The sequence below is a fragment of the Devosia sp. 63-57 genome (genome assembly GCF_001899045.1).
GTDB lineage: Bacteria > Pseudomonadota > Alphaproteobacteria > Rhizobiales > Devosiaceae > Devosia > Devosia equisanguinis.
This window is the reverse complement of sequence record NZ_MKUY01000003.1, coordinates 180995-196659: the sequence shown is the minus strand read 5'-3', so window position 1 is coordinate 196659 and position 15665 is coordinate 180995. Positions and strand designations below refer to the sequence as shown.

At 61.8% G+C, this 15665-nt stretch carries 15 protein-coding genes; all 15 read left to right on the top strand.

Annotated features, from left to right (window positions below; all coding sequences use genetic code 11):
* The first annotated feature begins 18 nt into the window (after positions 1-18).
* The gene (locus BGO80_RS00940) at positions 19-4191 is read left to right on the top strand and encodes a phage tail length tape measure family protein (RefSeq protein ID WP_286718207.1); all 4173 of its coding nucleotides are present in this window, start codon (positions 19-21) and stop codon (positions 4189-4191) included.
* Positions 4191-5744: a hypothetical protein gene (locus BGO80_RS00935; RefSeq protein ID WP_286718204.1), complete on the top strand. Its 1554-nt coding sequence runs from the start codon at positions 4191-4193 to the stop codon at positions 5742-5744. Before BGO80_RS00940 ends, BGO80_RS00935 begins: the two co-directional genes overlap by 1 nt.
* A gap of 3 nt (positions 5745-5747) precedes the next feature.
* Positions 5748-7124, top strand: a complete 1377-nt coding sequence (locus tag BGO80_RS00930) for a phage tail protein (protein WP_286718202.1) — start codon at positions 5748-5750, stop codon at positions 7122-7124.
* Between the two features lie 3 nt (positions 7125-7127).
* A complete protein-coding gene (locus tag BGO80_RS00925; RefSeq protein WP_286718199.1) occupies positions 7128-7529 on the top strand; it encodes a hypothetical protein in 402 nt (133 codons plus the stop codon).
* Positions 7530-7534: 5 nt separating this feature from the next.
* On the top strand, positions 7535-8995 hold the full coding sequence (locus tag BGO80_RS00920) for a hypothetical protein (RefSeq protein ID WP_286718197.1): 1461 nt from the start codon (positions 7535-7537) through the stop codon (positions 8993-8995).
* Positions 8996-9046: 51 nt separating this feature from the next.
* Positions 9047-9493, top strand: a complete 447-nt coding sequence (locus BGO80_RS00915; protein WP_286718196.1) for a hypothetical protein — start codon at positions 9047-9049, stop codon at positions 9491-9493.
* A gap of 10 nt (positions 9494-9503) precedes the next feature.
* A complete protein-coding gene (locus tag BGO80_RS00910) occupies positions 9504-10181 on the top strand; it encodes a hypothetical protein (protein WP_286718193.1) in 678 nt (225 codons plus the stop codon).
* Positions 10181-11146 carry a DUF7483 domain-containing protein gene (locus BGO80_RS00905; RefSeq protein WP_286718191.1) on the top strand — a complete coding sequence of 322 codons (966 nt, stop codon included), beginning with the start codon at positions 10181-10183 and terminating at the stop codon, positions 11144-11146. Before BGO80_RS00910 ends, BGO80_RS00905 begins: the two co-directional genes overlap by 1 nt.
* A gap of 16 nt (positions 11147-11162) precedes the next feature.
* The gene (locus BGO80_RS00900; protein WP_286718189.1) at positions 11163-11675 is read left to right on the top strand and encodes a hypothetical protein; all 513 of its coding nucleotides are present in this window, start codon (positions 11163-11165) and stop codon (positions 11673-11675) included.
* 331 nt (positions 11676-12006) lie between these two features.
* Complete coding sequence (locus tag BGO80_RS00895; protein ID WP_286718188.1) at positions 12007-12387, top strand: hypothetical protein; 381 nt, start codon at positions 12007-12009, stop codon at positions 12385-12387.
* 108 nt (positions 12388-12495) lie between these two features.
* Positions 12496-13281 carry a peptidoglycan recognition protein family protein gene (locus BGO80_RS00890; RefSeq protein ID WP_286718186.1) on the top strand — a complete coding sequence of 262 codons (786 nt, stop codon included), beginning with the start codon at positions 12496-12498 and terminating at the stop codon, positions 13279-13281.
* 89 nt (positions 13282-13370) lie between these two features.
* Positions 13371-13880, top strand: a complete 510-nt coding sequence (locus BGO80_RS00885) for a hypothetical protein (RefSeq protein ID WP_286718184.1) — start codon at positions 13371-13373, stop codon at positions 13878-13880.
* 92 nt (positions 13881-13972) lie between these two features.
* The gene (locus tag BGO80_RS00880) at positions 13973-14332 is read left to right on the top strand and encodes a hypothetical protein (protein ID WP_286718181.1); all 360 of its coding nucleotides are present in this window, start codon (positions 13973-13975) and stop codon (positions 14330-14332) included.
* Positions 14319-14648 (top strand): hypothetical protein, encoded by a 330-nt coding sequence (locus tag BGO80_RS00875; protein ID WP_286718178.1) that lies wholly within the window; start codon positions 14319-14321, stop codon positions 14646-14648. The genes BGO80_RS00880 and BGO80_RS00875 overlap by 14 nt, the downstream gene beginning before the upstream one ends.
* A 201-nt stretch (positions 14649-14849) precedes the next feature.
* The gene (locus BGO80_RS00870) at positions 14850-15521 is read left to right on the top strand and encodes a response regulator transcription factor (RefSeq protein WP_286718175.1); all 672 of its coding nucleotides are present in this window, start codon (positions 14850-14852) and stop codon (positions 15519-15521) included.
* Positions 15522-15665 lie beyond the last annotated feature (144 nt).

Here is a 15665-nt window from a genome sequence, read left to right as displayed (position 1 = left end):
CGCCACCAGGAGTTTGCGATGCAGGTCAATGTCGTCCGCTCGGTGACCGTGCGCGGCCAGAGCGAGGGCCTGGACAAGGTCGAGCGCGATCTTAACAAGGTCAGCGCGGCGCAGGAAAAGGTGGCAGCCACGGGCGAGACCGCGGCCCGGGTGACCGAAACCAGCACGCGCCGGCAGGTTTCGGCCGCCCGCGACTACCAGCGGGTGATGGAGCGCAACGACCGCATGATCGCGCTGCAGGCGCAGATGGCCCGCGAAGCGGCTGTGGTCAGTCGGGCCTTCGAGCAGGGCGCCATCGATGCCATGCAACATGCAAACGCAGTGGGCTTGCTGGAGACGAAATATCAGCGGCTGGTGGCGGCGGAGGAGCGGGCGCGGGCCAATGCCAATGGCCTGGCCTCGGCCAATGACAATCTCGCCAGATCCATGCACAGGGTGGCGGCGGCGAACGACAATGCTGTTGGCTCGACCGCCAATATCGCGGCGCAGTTCCAGGATATCGGCGTCACGGCCGCCATGGGGATGAACCCCATCATGATCGCGCTGCAACAGGGTACGCAGCTCTCGGCCGTGCTCAACACGATGCAGAACCCGCTGCGCGGGCTGGCGACGGCTTTCGTGTCGATCATCAATCCGGTGAGCCTGCTGACGATCGGGTTTGTGGCCTTGGGAGCGGCCGCCATTCAGTGGTTCGCGTCCGCCAAAGGTGAAGCTGACAGGGCGGCAGAAGCGCTTGAAAAACATGATAAGTGGCTCGACGACATTCTGCGCGGCTATGAGAGTGTTCGTCAGGCCGCGAATGACGCAGGGGAGGCGGCGGCGCGCCTGCCGAAGGGCGTCGTTGCTCTGGAGCTTGCCGCGGGGATAAGGGAGATAGCCGGTGAGACCATGGTCTTGCAGGCCAATATGGACGCTGTCCATGACAGCCTGTCGACCGTCCTTGCAGACCTCAATAGTCCAAGTGCGCCGAGCATATTCGGCGTCGATGGCGATCAGCTGGATAGTATTCGACAGCAGGTCGATTACATGCTGCAGCTTGGCCTCTCGACGTCAAATACGCGCGAAGAACTCGATGCAGCTGCGGAGGCCGCGCGCGGGCTGTTCTTCGAGACAGGTAATTCGATCATCTCCGATCTTGCTGACAATGTGTTCAAGTTGGCTCGTCAGCTCATGGGGCTACGTGAGCGCGCCAACGAAGCTGAGCGGGCGCAGGTGGCGCTCAATCTCGAGCTTCAGAGCTTCGCTGACATCCGACCTGGCGTCCAGGAGCTGGTCGATCAGCAACGGCGGCTGGAAGAACAGGCGCGGCGCACGGCTGCAGCCATCGACGCATCCAAGGCTGCTGCCCTGCAGGCGGCGCGCGGCTATGGCGAGGCGGCCGGCGCGGCCAATATCTATGCTGGCTCGTTGCAGCGGCTGCAGGCGCTCATTCCAGCGGTTGCGGCGGCGCAGGAAGCCGGCAACCGGCTTGCTGCCGCTACCATCGATTATGACAAGGGTCGCGAAAGCCTGGAGGCGATGCGCGCGGCGGGCCTGTCGCGTGACGAATATGTCCAGCGTACCGAGGCGCTGACCGAAGCCTATCAGAAGGCCAAGGCCGAAGTGACCGGGCTGGCTGCTGCCGAGCAGCAGCTTTCGACGGTCACGGCGCAGAACAGTATCGACGCGCTGACCGGCCGCCAGCAGGCGCTGGCGCGGGTGAACCAGCAATATGCCGAACAGGCCAAGACCATTTCGGCCACGCTGGCCAATGGCGCGGCGCAGGCCGATGTCGACCGGCTCTTGGCGCTGAACAATGAACAGCTGGCCGTGGCGCTGGGCAATACCAATGCGCAGTTCGACCGCACCGAGGCCAGTTCCGGCGCGGCAGGCAAGGCGCTCAGGGCGGCAGAGAAGGATTTCAACAGCTTCATCTCGACGGCCGACAAGCTGGCCGAAGCGCTGTTTCCCGGCGAATATGCGATGCGGGAGGCGCAGCAGCTGCAGGCCGCGCTCGACATGTATGGCAGCAAGCTCGATGATTTTCAGCGCCGCGCGGTCGAGGCGGAGATCGGGAACCTGTTCAAGGCCTCTTCGCTGGGCCTGCGGTCGCTGTCGGACGATGCCAAGAGCGCCGGACGGCAGGCGGCGGAAGCGATCGAGAGCACGCTTGGCTCGGTATTGTCGGACCTGTTCTCCAAGCCGATTTCGGACCTCGACGACTTCCTTGACCGGGTGTTTTCCGGCTTTGCGCAGATCGGGCAGGCCAATCTCGGCAAGGTGTTCGATGGGCTACTGACCGGCGGCAGCCTGGCCGCCAATGACAACGGCTTTGGCCTGATCGGCGATGCGGTGAAGGCCGGCGCCAAGGAAGGCACACAGGCGGGCGCTGCCGGGGGCATCTTCGCCGCGCTGAAGGGGCAGGGCGGGGCGATTTCGGCTGGCCTTGGCGGGCTGGGGCTCGGCTATCAATCGGCAAACCCGCTGATGGGCGGGCTTGGCGGCGCGTTGCAGGGTTTTGTCGCCATGGGTGGCAATCCTCTTGGCGCCGTCATCGGCGGCATTGCCGGTGTGGTCGGTGGCCTTTTCGGCATGAATGCCGAACTGGAAAAGGCCAAGCAGAAGCTCAACGAAGCCCGGCCGGCGCTCGAGAAGATGATGGCGGCGATGGATGGAGAGAAAATCTCCTCCTATGCGGCAGCCTTTGCCGATTACGAGAAGCAGGTGATCGAGGCTCGCGCGCTCGCCTGGGCGGCCGGCGACGGTGACTATGCCCGCAAGTTGCAGGACAGCTTCGAGCGCCTGCAGGGGACGATGGGCAGAGCGCTCAATGACGAGATCGAGCGCAATATCCTCGCCCTCAGCGGCATGGAATATGTGAACCAGGCAGCCGATGCGCTCGACCAGTTCAACATGCGCATGAAGGATGCCGCGTTCCTGCTCACCGATGCCCCCAAGGCCGGCGAAGAGCTCACCCTGACGCTGCAGAAGATCATCGACGAGAGCAAGCTGACGGCCGATCAGATCAGCGATCTGGCGGTGCGGTTCCCTGACCTGGCGAACGCGCTGGGCATGGTGAAGCCGTATATCGACGAGCTCGTAAACGGGCTGTCGCCAGAACGACTGTTCGCCATGGTCGAGGAGGCCAATCGTGCGGTTGAAAGTGCGCGGTCGGACCTGCGCACGGCCTATGACGCAGAGGCGCGCTCGCTCAATGAAGTGATCGATCGGACGCGGGCCTATATCGGTTCGCTGCAGCAGTTCCGCGACGGGCTGCGGCTCGACAGTAACCTCTCTCCGCTGTCTCAGTGGGAGCGGTTCCAGGAGGTGCAGCGCAAGTTCGCCGATGTCAGCCAGAAGGCGCTCGGCGGCGATGCCAATGCTCTTGCTGATCTGGAGAATGTGAGCCGGGATTATCTCACCGAGGCCCGTGCCTATTACCGGAATAGCGAGACCTATTTCGCCATTTTCAAGGAGGTCGAGACCCTCCTCGACCAAGCTTTGGCGGTATCGGATGGTCAGCTCACCGAAGCCGAAAAGCAGCTTGCCGCGCTCGACAAGCAGGTTGGCCTGCTGATCGACCTGAACTCTGGTGTGATGTCGGTGGCACAGGCCATTGCCAACCTCACCAACGTCATGGCGCTGCAGCGGGCGGCAAACGATAACTACAACACTGGTTCCGGCTACAGCCAGGACGTGTTGGGGCTTTATCGGGATGTGCTGGGCCGGGCTCCGGATGCTGAGGGCGCCGCCTATTGGCAGAGCAAGATCGCAGGCGGGATGACCGGCTCTGAACTCTATCGGCAGTTCATAGGCACGGCTCTTGGTGCTGGCGAAAGCCCGTTGACCTCGGCGGCGATGAAGTGGGGTGTCCCGGGCTATGCGGACGGCACCAGCTTCCATCCCGGCGGTTTGGCCTGGGTTGGCGAGCGCGGGCCGGAACTGCTCAACCTGCCGCGCGGCGCTCAGGTCTATCCGACCGGCGCATCGATGCAGATGGCGGCGGCCAACGGCAATGGCTCGGCCGACGTGGTGCGTGAATTGCAGCAGCTCAGGGATGAACTCCGGCAGGAGCTGGCCCAACTTCGGGCAGAGCGGCGGCAGGGCGATCAGATCGCATCGAGCAATGTCGAGGCCACTCGCTCGGTGGCCAAGGCTGTCAGCGACAATGGGCAGGCGGCTCGCCTCGCAGCGATGCGAAAGGCCAGCTGATGGATGCCTGCGAATACCTCATCGAGATGGGGGCCCACAACGGGGCCTCCGTCGAGACGCTGCGTTATTCGAGCCATGGGCTGGTGACGCGGCCGACCGAAAGCGCGGCCAATGCGATCTATACGCGCCGGGTGGCTGATCCCGGTACGCTCGAGCGTACACTGTTCCAGCCGGGCCGGACCTTTGGGCCGTCGAGCTGCGACCCAGGCGAGGCCACATTGGTCAATGTCGATGGGTGGCTCGATGGGCTCTTTGCCTTCGGGGTCGATAGCCGGGACTTCACGGTGCGGCGGCTCGCCAATGCGCGGGCCAGCTATGCCTCGTCGACGGTGCTGTTTCGGACCACCATGACCGGCGTGTCGTCGGGCGATGCGTACAACGATGTGCGCGTTCACCTCTACGACAAGCTGCTCGACCTCGACAAGCCGGTGCAGGCCAATCGATATGGTGGCACCACAATCGATGCATCCAGCGTCAACAAGGCTGATGGCGATGAGAACCTGAAGGATCAGCTCAAGCCGCTGAACTTCGGCTGGACCTTTCGCATCGAGCCGATTTGCGTAAACCGGCCACAGGAAATCTACCAGGCCCATGACGGTGCAGTCGTGAGCATCGCGGCATTCGATGGTGGGGTGGCGCTGACCAATGCGGGCAATGTTGCCACTCTGGCGGCCTTGGCTGCAGCCTCGCCGTCGCCGGGCACTTATCTGACGTGTCTGTCGCTGGGGCTGTTCCGCCTGGGCCACATCACCGATGACGTTCTGACCTGTGACGTGGTTGAAGGCTCGAACCAGCGGGCAGGGGCCTTGGTGCAGCGTATCCTGGCCAAGATTGGCATCACGTCGCCAGCCTTGGACATGGCCTCGATTGCAGCCCTCAATGCGGCCGCGCCATTCGTGCTGGGTATCTACATCGCGCAGGAGCGGACAGCGCTTTCGGTTGTGTCTGAGATCCTGCAATCGGTGCAGGGCTGGATTGTGCCAAGCCCGACCGGCGTGCTTCAAGTTGGCCGGTTTGTTGGTGTCGGGGTGCCAACCTGGTCGCTGACGGAGCCCTTCATCCTGACCGAAGGGTCAAGCATTGCGCGCGAGCTGTCGCGCGACACGGAAAACGGCCTGCCTGTCTGGCGGGTGGTGGTGCGCCATTCGCGCTGCTACCGGGTCCATAGTCGCAGCGAGATCGCGCCTTGCGTGCTCGATGAGGCTAGCAACCCATTTGTCAGCTTCGTCGAAAACGAGTGGCGTGAGGCGATTGCCGAAGACGCGTCGATCAAGATCAAGCATCCGATGGCCGGTGAGCTGGTCATCGAAACCTGCCTCACCTCGGCGGCCGACGCTGCAGCCGAAGCGGCCCGTTATCTGGCGCTCTACAAGGTTCGCCGCGACGTTCTGCAGGTCTCTGTGAACTGGCAAGACGCAACATCAATGCTGCTGGGCTCCACCGGCACGCTCACTCTGCCACGGCTCGGCTACCAGGCTGGCAAGCCGATGGTCGTCATCGGCCGCCAGGAAGTGGCCAAGGACGACAAAGTCATTCTCACGCTCTGGGGCTAGTTCATGGCGACATCGCTGATTGCGGTTACCGCGCTCGGCGTTGCGAGCGTGGTGGGCGGCTACATCCTCAACATCTCCTATGCCGCCCCAAGCGGGCAGGGCTGTCGGAGCTATATGCAGCCGGCCAAGTTCGAGATCTGGGAGGCGACGACCAATAACCGCGCGGCCGCCACGAAGATCGCTGAGACGGTTCTGCCTGTCTATACGCGCGCCGGGCTGACAACGACGACGGCTCGGTATGTGTGGGTGCGCGCGATTGATCCTTCGGGCAATGAAGGGGTCTGGTTCCCGGCGTCTGCGAGCGGCGGCTATGTGGTTTCGGCCACGACGGCGCCGATCCAGGGCGATCTCGACGCGATCAAACTCGACTACAATACCAAGATCACCAACGAGACGAATTCGCGGGTCACAGCGGATAGCGCTCTGGCCACGCGCACCTCGTCTTTGGAGGCATCTGCAACCAACCCATCGACCGGCTTCGCTGCGCTGTCGTCGCGGATCAGCACAGAAGAAAGCGCTCGGGTGAGTGCGGACAGCGCACTCGCCAATCGCACCAGTACGTTGGAAAGCAGTGTCAACAATGGCACCACCGGCCTTGCCGCAACCAGGGCGCGGCTGCTGATAGAAGAGACGACCCGCGCCGATCAGTTTGGGTCACTGTCGTCCAAAACCACAGAAGTTGAGGCTCTAGCCAACGGCAATAGTGCTAACGGTCGGATACAGTTTTTGGCCAATGCCGGGCCGACGAGCGCCGCTACCAACTTTCAGCTTATGGTTCGCAGCGTTTCAGGTGGCGTGGCTGCGGGCGCTGGCATGGAAATCTCTCGCGTCGGCACCAATTACGAAATGCGGTTCCAGGCCGGTCGCTTCAAGTTCCTCGACGCAGGCGGCAGCCCTATTTCCGTCTTCGATCAAAACGGATTGCTTCTGCCAGGGAGGCTTTCAGCAGGTGTGATCGACACGAAGGCCCTGTTTGTGAACGGCGTTCCGGTGGTGGCGACCGGTTCGGTTGAAGCAAACGCCATCACCGACATGGCCGTGTTCACCGGCAATGGCGAGCAAGGCATCTTGGCCTCCGGCAATTTCACCGTCACCACGGGCCGCGTTGTTATCATCGCGGCGGGCTTCCTCGATCGTCCAACTTCGGGCGCTGAAGTGACCGGCTATATCCGGTATTCGCTGAAGTACAACGGTATCGAGATGAAGTCGTATCGGGCCTTCTACGACGACAATTTCGCCTTTGGCGTCTCGGTGGTGCATGGGCAGAACATCAATCCCGGCACCTACAATTTCACCTTCCACGCGGACAATGAGAGCGGGCTTGCCTATTGGAAAATGCTGCCCGGCTCCACCTTCGCGATCATGAACCTCAAGCGGTGAGCCATGAGCGATTTCGCCTTTACCATCGTGCGCAGCGAGGATGGTCTTGTGACCAGCTCCGGCCAGGCCGGGTCCGACCTGCAATTGCAGACCCAGTTCGATTACTGCCCGGAAGGCCATGAAATCCATGCCGGTATCGAGATCATGCCGGGATGGCGCTACGTCGATGGTGAATTCGTGCCGCCACCACCGGAGCCCGTCACTGTCGAGATGGTGAAGCGCGAGGCCGGCCGCCGGCTGAAATATACCGACTGGTATGTGACGCGCGCCGCCGACCCGACCGATGGCCGCCCGGTGCCGGAGAGCGTTCTTGCCGAGCGCGCTGCCCTGCGCGCCGCTGCTGATCGGCTGGAGGCCATGGTGCCGATTCCTCCTGACTATCGATCCGAAGAACACTGGACCTGACCGCAATGGCCACCAGCCTCCGCCGCGCGCTGTTCGTTCATTCGCCGCCGCCCATGACGCTTTCGGGTGGCGACTGGATCGATGAACTGCCGCTGAAAAACCTGCTCGAAGAGCGCATGGAGTTCATCGCCCGCTCGCGCACGGTCTCGCCGCTCGATACAAGGTTCGATGCGGCCTTGGCGGAGACCACCGATCTGGCAGCGGTCTATATAGGGTGGACCAACTGCACGCCGGCTGCGCGGGTGCGCGCCAGCTTCTGGCCGACGCTGGACATGTCCGCGCCGCCCGCCGTGACGACAGGATGGCTGGAAGGGCTAGTGCCGGCCGAGGCTGACGAGGATCGATCGCCGTCAATTTACATCATTCTCGATAGTGCGGTTGCCGCCCGCGCCGTTCGGATCGAAATCGAAGACCCGTTCAACCCCAGCGGCTATCTCGACATCGCCAGCTTTTTCGTCGGCCCGTTCTTCCAGCCCTCGATCAATTATGGCTACGAGGGCAACAATCTGCGCTTCATCGATCGCGCAGTTGTCGCGACCAGCTTGAATGGCGAGGACCTGGTGCGCAGCCGGGCGGAGCCTCGGGCCTGGCGCGGCTCTTTCGATCACCTTCCGGAAGCCGAATTGTTCGGCGCAGGCTATGATTTCCTGCGGTCGGCCAAGCGCGGCAGCCGGGTGCTGTTCATCGCGGACCCGGGCGCGGCCCCTGCCTTGCTGCAACGCATGGCCTTTCTCGGCCGCGTCACCGAGCGCGACGGCTTATCGCAAACCAGTTTCGCGCGGGGCGGGGCAGGGCTGACCATTCAGGAAATCATGGGTCCGGCGCCCGCCACCAGTTTTGGCGTGGTGCTCGTCCTGCCGCTCGACAAGGCCTATGACCGTGACTACCCGATCCTGACCGGTTCCGGCGCCACGCTGGAAATTCCGACCGATAGCGGCGCCATTCATCAATTCGTGCCGGGCGTACTGACCGGCGTTGCGCTTGCCCTGCCGACCGATACGACCTTCGCCCACGACTATCTGGTCCAGGCCGGTGGTGGCGTGGCACTTCAGATCCCCGTCGACGTGACCTATGGCCACGACTTCCCGGCCATGGGCGGCGGCGGGGCGGCGATGAGCCTGCCGCCCGACATCCTCGAGCAGTTCGACATTGCCCCAACCATTGCGACTGGCGTCATCCTGGCAATGCCGATGGACGCAACTGTGCAGGTCGATATTGCGCCGTTCACCGGCCAGGCCGTGGTGCTGCAAATCCCGACCGACACGACCTTCGCCCATGACTATCTGGCCCAGGCGGGTGGTGGCGCTTCGGTGGCGATCCCGGTCGATGTGACAGATCAGGTCGAGTTCGCCCCAACAATCCTGACCGGCGCGGTGCTCACCGTGCCTGTCGATAATGCGGCGGCGGATGACGCCGCGCCGCGCATCCCGGCCTTCTCGTCCGGGTTCAATTTCGGCTTCCGCTAGGACCGATACCTCCGGGCGAGAGCCCATCCTTACATTCGAAGGGAATGCACCATGGCTGACACCATCAGTCGCTATAACCACACGTCTGCGCTGTTCCTCAATGGCGGGGTCGATCTCAACAATCTCGCCATCATGCTTCTGACCGGCGCGGCGACCTTCAACGCGGCCAACACCACCCTTGACCAGGTGGCCGGCGCCGTCTCCGGCGGCCACCGTCCGCGTGAAGTCTATGGCAATGGCTGGGATGAGGGTGGCGAGGCCTTCGCGGTGACCGTGACTACGGTTGAAGGTTCCGGCGCCATGCTGGACGGCACCGATATCGAGGTCACGGCCACCGGCGGCGATATCGGGCCGACCGAGGCCTATATCATCATCGACAAGACCAATTCGCGGCCGCTCTGGTTCATCGATCTCGACGCGCCGCGCACGGCCAATGAGGGCACGCCGTTCAAGATCACCGTCAATGCACTTGGCGTCTATCGCATCCTGAACGCCTGAGGAGGCCGCAATGACCGTCCGCACGCGAGCGCAGCTCAACGCTGACGCCGAAACATACCTCGCCGACAATGCCGGCGGGGACATCACCGAAGCCTATGTCCGCCAGCGGGTGAAGGATTTGGCGGATAGCGCGGTCATGGCCGAGGATGGTCCGGTTCTGTCAACCCGGGTTATTTCCGCCGGCTCCGGCCTCGCTGGAGGGGGGGATTTGTCTACTAATCGAGAGCTGGCACTTTCTGCGCCAGCTCTTGCTTCCTTGGCAAAAGCCGATACAGCGCTGCAGGCGGCGGCGATTGCAACGGCAGCTGAAATCCGGGCCGCTGCTGCGGACAAGGTTATTGTCGCTGATGACCTCTGGCTGGCAGCGGCGAACGTCAATCTCGGCAATCTGACCGGGACCGTCGGCATCAACTTCTCCAACTTCCTCGGCTCGGCCAAGGGCACCATGACCGGGGCGGTGACGCTGGGCGCCACCAGCAATCTCAAGGTGGGGCAGACCTTCGTGCTCGAACTGCTGCAGGACGCGACGGGTGGCCGGACGCTGGCGCACAACGCAACCTATTGGCAAACGGCCGGTGGGGCGGCGCTGGCGATCGACACCACGGCCAATGCGCTCAATGTGGTGGTGGGGACGGTTCTCTCCAGTGGCAAGGTGCTGATCAGCCTCGCCGGAAAGAAGGTGAGCTGATGTTGCCGGGGCTGAGTTCAGCGATGCTGATGGGTGGGGCCGGCGGGGCTGCCCCGGATGTTTCTAAGGTCTTCGCCACAAAGGGCTATATTGGAAATGGCGCAACGCAGACTATTGTCAATGGTATCGACCTCTCCGGTGCGCGAGGGTTGGTCTGGACCAAGGTGAGAAATCAGCCGTTCGACCATTTTCTCATCGATGGCCTGAGGGGGGTTGGCGCTGGGGCGTTAAAAACAAGCTCTAGCGATGCGCAACAGGGTCTTGAATATGGACTTACCGCATTTAACAATAATGGGTACTTCCTTGGATCAAATGCCGGTGGGCTGAACGGAAATTTAAACAATTACGTCTCGTGGTCATTTGTTGATGAGGACCGCTTTTTCAAGGTTGTGACGTTCACCCATACAAATGGTGCCGACACTTCGATTGATCTTTCAGGCTTAGGAAATGTTGGACTAGTAACTATTAAGCGACTGGACACGAATTCAGATTGGGCAACTTGGGTTCGGGGTCTAGCCTATGGTTTCAACCTTAAACTCAATACGACCGATGCACGATATAGTTCGGGTGCAAATTTGGTGATGATTGGCAATGTGGCCACGTTTTTAGCCAGCGCACCGAGCGGCAATTACATACTTTACGCATGGGCTCACGACCCTGACCCGGATGGGGTTATTCAGGCATTTGATGTCACATGCAGTGGGTCCGGTAATGACCCCATTATTACAGGTTGGCCCGTGCAATTTATTATCTTGAAATACATTTCGCGGGTTGGGCCTTGGTACATCGTCGACAGAGTCCGCACTCCAGCGTGGTCAGGAAGTGAAGCTGTACTACAAGCGAACTCTTCTGCAGCAGAGTTATCAGGTGATATCGTTTCCAACCGCTCTGACGGCGTGAACCTACTTGGGTTTACAGCCACAGGAGACCGCGTTTGTGGCATTGCCATTCGCGCCCCCGCATAACCCATAGGATCACATCATGGCCTATCTCGAAACACCTCAGGGGTTCGCCCCCTGGGCCGGCGAAGCTATATCCGGCGTCGTATACCCTCGCGCCATTGCCAGCCTCTGGCCGGAAGCCGATCTTAATGCCATCGGGCTCTACAATCCGGCCCCGGCCGACCCGGTGCCGGACGGCAAGGTCAGCACCGGCCAGACCGTGAAGCGGGTCGGCGGTGCGGTGAAGTTTGTGCATGATCTGGCAGACGCTCCAGAGCCCGAACCGCAGCCGTTGCCGACGCTGAAGCCCTATCAGTTTTGGGGCGTCCTCCGCGCCACCGGCCACGAGGTCCCGCTGCGCGCCTGGGTGGATAGCCTCAACGATCCGGAGGCCGAGGCCTATGATCCGCTCGCCTGGGCCCATGCCTCGGCCATGCTGGAATTTTCGCAGGAATACCGCCGCGATCACCCGCTGGTCGAAGCCGCGCGCCTGGCGCTTGGTCTCCAGGCCAGCGAGCTCGACGATCTCTGGGCTTACGCGGCGGCTTTGTGATGCTGAGCTGCGCTTACTGCTTCGTTGGTTTCGTGCTCTTCACGTCTGGGCAGTTTGTGATTGGGTCGGAGCAGTATTTGTCTGGAGGCGTCGTGGCCTGGGTCGACTTGCCGGCCGCCCCATTTCCGGTAACCACCGGGCAATCTGTGATGGGGTCGGTGCATACCTTGTCAGGCGGTGACACCATGACTTGCTGGTTTTTATTGTGGGCGCACCCCAGAAGTGATGCAGAAAGCATAATAACGAAGATCAGTTTTGATGGCATAGCGTCCCTCAAAGGCTATTTTGCTTCCGATTATTTGCATTGTGCTTGCAAAGAGTCGAGTAGCCCATGTTGACCGCAATGGACGGCTGCACCGGCATCCCTGACATCATCGCCGGCATCTCGATCCGCCACTGCTGCGATATCCACGATGTGACCCTGTTCGACACCACGGACTGGTCCATCTTCGACCAGGCCAATGTCGCCTTCGCTCACTGCGTCTGGGACGCCGGGCTCTGGTGGCTGGCCCTGCCGGCGCTGTTCGTTGTTTCGACCGTTGGCATCCTGCCGTTCGTGTTCGGGCCCAAGCGCCGGGCTCGTCAGTGGCGGGATACTATGTGCGCCGCATGCATCTTCGCGAAGTATCCGAGCGGGCTCTTCGATACGATTGCGAAAATCTCGAAGGGACAAGCATTCGTGCTGCGGTCCTCGATGCCTGCGCAACGATGAGCTTCGAGCCCAGTGATGCTGAGATGCACGAACTTATCCAGTTTGTGTGCCAGCGCCAAAAACGCCGCCGATAGGTGACCTTCTAAAACGTAAAATTGGAGAAATCTTTTGACCACGCTCCTCAAGCTCGAGGCGCGGGGCGCTGCCGTGCGCGCTCTGCAGATCCTCATCAACCAGGTATCCGGCGACCCGCCCATTGCCGTCGATGGCCATTTCGGCCGGGAAACCGACAAGGCGGTGCGCGCGGCGCAGCAGCGGCTTGGCCTCATCGTCGATGGCAAAGCCGGGCCGCAGACCATGACCGCGCTCAAGCGTGCGGCCGAGGCGGCCAAGCCGGGCCGGGCAGAGCCGGACAAGGCGGCCATGGGGAAGGCGCCGGCAGCCGTTCAGCCTGACCCGAACGCTGTGCCGGCCTGGCCGCACGGCGGCGACCTGCCGCCCAATGCAATGACGCTGCAGCTGCTGGTTACGGCCCGACCGATCTCTGAAATCATCCTCCACTGCGCGGCGACGCCGGAAGGCAAGGATTTCACCGTCGCCGATATCCGCGCCTGGCATAAGCAGCGCGGCTGGAGCGATATCGGCTATCACTATGTCGTCTATCGCGACGGTCGGGTGATGCTTGGCCGGCCGGTGGGCCAGGTGGGCAGCCATGTCGCCGGCCGCAATACCGGCACGATCGGCATTTGCTATATCGGCGGCACCTCGGCCGATGGCAAGGCGGCCAAGGATACCCGCACGGCTGCGCAGCAGGCTTCGCTGCTGTGGTTGGTCCGCGAGCTTGTGGCCAGGCACAAGGGCGTCCGCCGCATCAGCGGCCACAACGAATATGCCGCCAAGGCCTGCCCCTGCTTCAGCGTACCGGCCGATCCGCTCGGCCAGCTGGCTGCATAGCCTACCGACCGCGAAGGTCGATTGAAGTGTGCGGTCGTTCTGGCCGCAAAACTGAAGTGTCACCCCTCTCAACATCACAGGAGACTACAATGCGACTGCTCAAGCAGGCGGCGATGTTCGCTGCCCTCATGTTCGGCCTCGTCATCGGCGCGGTCATGCTGGCGCCGGTGGCGGCCTTTGCGCAGGATGGGCTCGTCACGGTCACGTCCGAGCTGACGATGATCCAGCAGGTGGTCACGGCCCTGGTTCCGGCCTTTGGCCTTTTCATTACAGCGCTGGTGGGCTGGGGCGTGGCCATGCTCAAGGCCAAGACCGGCATCGACATCGAGGCTCGCCACCGTGAGGCGCTGCAATCGGCGCTGATGAATGGTGTGCTTTATGCCTTGCAGAAGGCGGGCTGGGTGCCCGGCAACGTCATTTCGCAAGCCATCCTCTCGACGGCCAGGGGCTATGTCGAAAGCTCTGTTCCTGAAGCTCTGCAGACGTTCGGCATCGATCCGGCGACAGCAGCCGGCAAGGCGGCGCTCGATCGCCTGCTGACGCCGAAGCTGCCGGTTGTCCTGCCGAATGGCGACACGCTGATCGGCCGGGCGAAATGACCGGCGGCCAAGCGCCATATGCGGGGCCGGGTCTGTGGGTGCAAATCACCCACCGATTCGGCCCTCGCATCCCGGAATGGTTTCTGGCCTTCGTGACCCTGGCGCTTGGCATGGTCCTGCTCCTGCCCGACGAAACCTTCGACCAGCCCGCATGGGCCGGGTTCCGGGCCATTTTCGGAGACGAAAACCTGCTCGGCTGGTTCATGGTGCTCATCGGCCTCATGCGCATTGTCGGGCTGATCATCAATGGGGCCCGGCGTCACGTCACGCCGCGCATTCGCCAAGTCTCGGCCGGTGGCGGTTTTCTGCTGTTCGTGGGCTGGACCTTCGCCTTCGCGGCTTCGGGCGTCGTCACTACCTGGCTTGCGATCTATCCGGCCTTTGCCGTGCTCGAGCTGGTCAATATCTATCGCGCATCCCATGACGCTGGAGAGAGCCGTGGCACTTCCTGATCTCTCCCAGCTGCCGCCCCTGGCCGTGATTGCCTTTGGCATCAGCCTCGCCATCATTATCGGCCTCGCCTGGCTGGGCGAGCGGCGCGGCAAGGCGGCAGGTCCGGCCTCGTCGCAGTCGTCGGCCCAGGTGGCGGCCGTCATCGTCGATCCGACAGCGCTGCAGCTGGCGACCAAGGCTGTCGATGAGCTGACAGGCGAACTGCGCGAACTGCGCCGCACCGGCGAAGAGATCGCCGAAGGTCACGCCGCGCTGGCCAAGGGCATTGACCGCATCCGCGAAGAGATGCGCCTGGATCGGGAATTGCGGCGCTAGCGGCCCGGTTGATGCACGCTTTTGCTTATCTCGGGTAGGCTATTGCTGGGGAGCCGCTCATAAGCCCGCTGCTGACTAGTCTCTAAATGGGAGCTCTCTCAGTATAAATCCCTAGTGATAGATAAAATTCTGACCGCAGAATAGCTGTTAGTATCTTCCTCATTCGTCTTTTCTGATTCAGGTCTGAGAAAGGTGACAATAATGCGGTTGGAAGCGAATGTCGCAAAGAGGATAGATAGCTATTACGGTGCAATCCGGAAACACGATTTAGCCAAGCGATTGATTCATATAGTCGACCCTGATGCACGCATCTGCGAGGCGTTGAGTGTACTGTTCCGTCTCGAGGGGTTTCAAACTACGTTTTCGCTCGATGCTGCGCATTTCGTGGCATCGCTTGAGCGGCTTCGGCCAGATGTTGCGATAATTAACTTGTCGGTGGGCGAACAAAGTGGCCTAGACCTTCTTCACCGCGTGCGTTCCCTAAAAGTTGGAACGCCAGTCATCATGCTGGCCAGCCCGTCTGACATCGGCCTGGCCGTGTCGGCCATGAAAATGGGAGCTCGGGACGTATTCGTAAGGCCGATTGATGGCGAGCTACTGGTGAACTCAGTATGTAATGAACTTCGAAAGGACGTTCACATTGTGCCGGCAGTCGCCGGTGGCGATGTAACTGTCGAAGTGAAGGGTTTTAAGAAACTCACTCCGCGAGAGCGCGAAGTAATGCAGTGCGTGGTCAATGGAAGGTCCAATAAGCAGGCAGGAAAGGAGCTCGGCATCTCACCGCGCACCGTCGAAGTCCACAGGGCCCACGTTATGGAAAAACTTGGCGCGCGCAACACAGCCGACCTCATGCGTATCGCATTAACGATGTGAGTGTGCCGGCACCTCGTTTCACGTTGCTGTGACCCCGCGGGTACTGTACTTGTGCCCCACTCCTTCTTGCTCGCGGGTCCGCATATGACAGATCAGGGTGTTGACCAGTATGTTAGCTATTTCCTTGGCGCTGGCGTCGATGAC

What these genes read in the sequence shown, in the direction of transcription:
- BGO80_RS00915 (WP_286718196.1), top strand. Translation starts at nt 9,047, where the DNA reads ATGGCTGACACCATCAGTCGCTATAACCACACGTCTGCGCTGTTCCTC.
- BGO80_RS00930 (WP_286718202.1), top strand. Translation starts at nt 5,748, where the DNA reads ATGGCGACATCGCTGATTGCGGTTACCGCGCTCGGCGTTGCGAGCGTG.
- BGO80_RS00895 (WP_286718188.1), top strand. Translation starts at nt 12,007, where the DNA reads ATGTTGACCGCAATGGACGGCTGCACCGGCATCCCTGACATCATCGCC.
- BGO80_RS00920 (WP_286718197.1), top strand. Translation starts at nt 7,535, where the DNA reads ATGGCCACCAGCCTCCGCCGCGCGCTGTTCGTTCATTCGCCGCCGCCC.
- BGO80_RS00910 (WP_286718193.1), top strand. Translation starts at nt 9,504, where the DNA reads ATGACCGTCCGCACGCGAGCGCAGCTCAACGCTGACGCCGAAACATAC.
- BGO80_RS00925 (WP_286718199.1), top strand. Translation starts at nt 7,128, where the DNA reads ATGAGCGATTTCGCCTTTACCATCGTGCGCAGCGAGGATGGTCTTGTG.
- BGO80_RS00885 (WP_286718184.1), top strand. Translation starts at nt 13,371, where the DNA reads ATGCGACTGCTCAAGCAGGCGGCGATGTTCGCTGCCCTCATGTTCGGC.
- BGO80_RS00940 (WP_286718207.1), top strand. Translation starts at nt 19, where the DNA reads ATGCAGGTCAATGTCGTCCGCTCGGTGACCGTGCGCGGCCAGAGCGAG.
- BGO80_RS00935 (WP_286718204.1), top strand. Translation starts at nt 4,191, where the DNA reads ATGGATGCCTGCGAATACCTCATCGAGATGGGGGCCCACAACGGGGCC.
- BGO80_RS00905 (WP_286718191.1), top strand. Translation starts at nt 10,181, where the DNA reads ATGTTGCCGGGGCTGAGTTCAGCGATGCTGATGGGTGGGGCCGGCGGG.
- BGO80_RS00870 (WP_286718175.1), top strand. Translation starts at nt 14,850, where the DNA reads ATGCGGTTGGAAGCGAATGTCGCAAAGAGGATAGATAGCTATTACGGT.
- BGO80_RS00900 (WP_286718189.1), top strand. Translation starts at nt 11,163, where the DNA reads ATGGCCTATCTCGAAACACCTCAGGGGTTCGCCCCCTGGGCCGGCGAA.